The organism is Enterococcus sp. AZ048, assembly GCF_051715125.1.
Lineage (GTDB): Bacteria > Bacillota > Bacilli > Lactobacillales > Enterococcaceae > Enterococcus_A > Enterococcus_A gilvus.
This window is the reverse complement of the sequence record NZ_JBIOTD010000001.1, coordinates 2,790,001-2,792,500: the sequence shown is the minus strand read 5'-3', so window position 1 is coordinate 2,792,500 and position 2,500 is coordinate 2,790,001. Positions and strand designations below refer to the sequence as shown.

Genomic DNA, 2,500 nt, shown 5'->3' with positions numbered 1-2,500 from the left:
AAGGGATAAACGCTGAAAGCATCTAAGTGTGAAGCCCACCTCAAGATGAGATTTCCCATTTCTTTAAGAAAGTAAGATCCCTGAGAGATGATCAGGTAGATAGGTCAGGAGTGGAAGTGCAGTGATGTACGGAGCGGACTGATACTAATCGATCGAGGACTTAACCAAAAAAATTGATTCACGGTAGTTTAACAGTTTCTGATCCAGTTTTGAGTGAACGATGTTTACTCAGATAAAGCATAGTGTGGTGGCGATAGCGGGAAGGATACACCTGTTCCCATGTCGAACACAGAAGTTAAGCTTCTTAGCGCCGATTGTAGTGAGGGGTTGCCCCTTGTGAGATTAGGACGTCGCCACGCGAATTCCATCCTTTATGTGGGATGGAATTTTTATTTCAAAAGTAATGGTTTCTTGTCATAGAATTATTTTTTTGATTGACAAAATGCTATTGCTGATTGTAGTGATAAAAGCAACATATTTTTGAGTTTGGACTGATAAACAAAATTCGTTAAATGAAACTATTGACACTTTTATAGTATTAAGTTATTATAACTAAGTTACTGAAGGGTTAATCATAGTTTTGAACAAACTTCAAAAAAGTTGTTGACATTCACTCAGTAACCTGTTAAGATATAAAAGTTGCTGAAACAAAGCGACAAACAACGTAGACCTTTGAAAACTGAACGAATAAAACAAACCAAATGTGTAGGGCGCTTCTATTCTATAGAAGCAAACAACATAGCAAGCAATATGCTAGCAAGTCAATTATTAAAATTGAGCTTAACAATCGCAAGATTGTTTCAAACACTTTATATGAGAGTTTGATCCTGGCTCAGGACGAACGCTGGCGGCGTGCCTAATACATGCAAGTCGAACGCTTTTTCTTTCACCGGAGCTTGCTCCACCGAAAGAAATGGAGTGGCGAACGGGTGAGTAACACGTGGGTAACCTGCCCATCAGAAGGGGATAACACTTGGAAACAGGTGCTAATACCGTATAACAATAGAAACCGCATGGTTTCTATTTGAAAGGCGCTTTTGCGTCACTGATGGATGGACCCGCGGTGCATTAGCTAGTTGGTGAGGTAACGGCTCACCAAGGCAACGATGCATAGCCGACCTGAGAGGGTGATCGGCCACATTGGGACTGAGACACGGCCCAAACTCCTACGGGAGGCAGCAGTAGGGAATCTTCGGCAATGGACGAAAGTCTGACCGAGCAACGCCGCGTGAGTGAAGAAGGTTTTCGGATCGTAAAACTCTGTTGTTAGAGAAGAACAAGGATGAGAGTAAAATGTTCATCCCTTGACGGTATCTAACCAGAAAGCCACGGCTAACTACGTGCCAGCAGCCGCGGTAATACGTAGGTGGCAAGCGTTGTCCGGATTTATTGGGCGTAAAGCGAGCGCAGGCGGTTTCTTAAGTCTGATGTGAAAGCCCCCGGCTCAACCGGGGAGGGTCATTGGAAACTGGGAAACTTGAGTGCAGAAGAGGAGAGTGGAATTCCATGTGTAGCGGTGAAATGCGTAGATATATGGAGGAACACCAGTGGCGAAGGCGGCTCTCTGGTCTGTAACTGACGCTGAGGCTCGAAAGCGTGGGGAGCAAACAGGATTAGATACCCTGGTAGTCCACGCCGTAAACGATGAGTGCTAAGTGTTGGAGGGTTTCCGCCCTTCAGTGCTGCAGCTAACGCATTAAGCACTCCGCCTGGGGAGTACGACCGCAAGGTTGAAACTCAAAGGAATTGACGGGGGCCCGCACAAGCGGTGGAGCATGTGGTTTAATTCGAAGCAACGCGAAGAACCTTACCAGGTCTTGACATCCTTTGACCACTCTAGAGATAGAGCTTCCCCTTCGGGGGCAAAGTGACAGGTGGTGCATGGTTGTCGTCAGCTCGTGTCGTGAGATGTTGGGTTAAGTCCCGCAACGAGCGCAACCCTTATTGTTAGTTGCCATCATTTAGTTGGGCACTCTAGCGAGACTGCCGGTGACAAACCGGAGGAAGGTGGGGATGACGTCAAATCATCATGCCCCTTATGACCTGGGCTACACACGTGCTACAATGGGAAGTACAACGAGTCGCGAAGTCGCGAGGCTAAGCTAATCTCTTAAAGCTTCTCTCAGTTCGGATTGTAGGCTGCAACTCGCCTACATGAAGCCGGAATCGCTAGTAATCGCGGATCAGCACGCCGCGGTGAATACGTTCCCGGGCCTTGTACACACCGCCCGTCACACCACGAGAGTTTGTAACACCCGAAGTCGGTGAGGTAACCTTTTGGAGCCAGCCGCCTAAGGTGGGATAGATGATTGGGGTGAAGTCGTAACAAGGTAGCCGTATCGGAAGGTGCGGCTGGATCACCTCCTTTCTAAGGAAATAGTTCATCTTAGATGAACGTTACGGAAACTACACAGGCTTGCTTTTTATTCGTTCAGTTTTGAGAGGTCTACTCTCAATTTTATATCGGGGCCTTAGCTCAGCTGGGAGAGCGCCTGCTTTG

At 47.0% G+C, this 2,500-nt stretch carries 1 tRNA gene and 3 rRNA genes (2 of these 4 running past the window's edge); all 4 read left to right on the top strand.

Annotated features, from left to right (window positions below):
• Positions 1–168: ribosomal RNA gene (locus tag IGI66_RS13700) — 23S ribosomal RNA — on the top strand (it extends 2,745 nt beyond the left edge of the window).
• Positions 169–243: 75 nt separating this feature from the next.
• Positions 244–359 (top strand): 5S ribosomal RNA (rrf, locus tag IGI66_RS13695).
• 450 nt (positions 360–809) lie between these two features.
• A 16S ribosomal RNA gene (locus IGI66_RS13690) occupies positions 810–2,368 on the top strand.
• 97 nt (positions 2,369–2,465) lie between these two features.
• Positions 2,466–2,500 (top strand) — tRNA-Ala (locus IGI66_RS13685) (it continues 38 nt past the right edge of the window).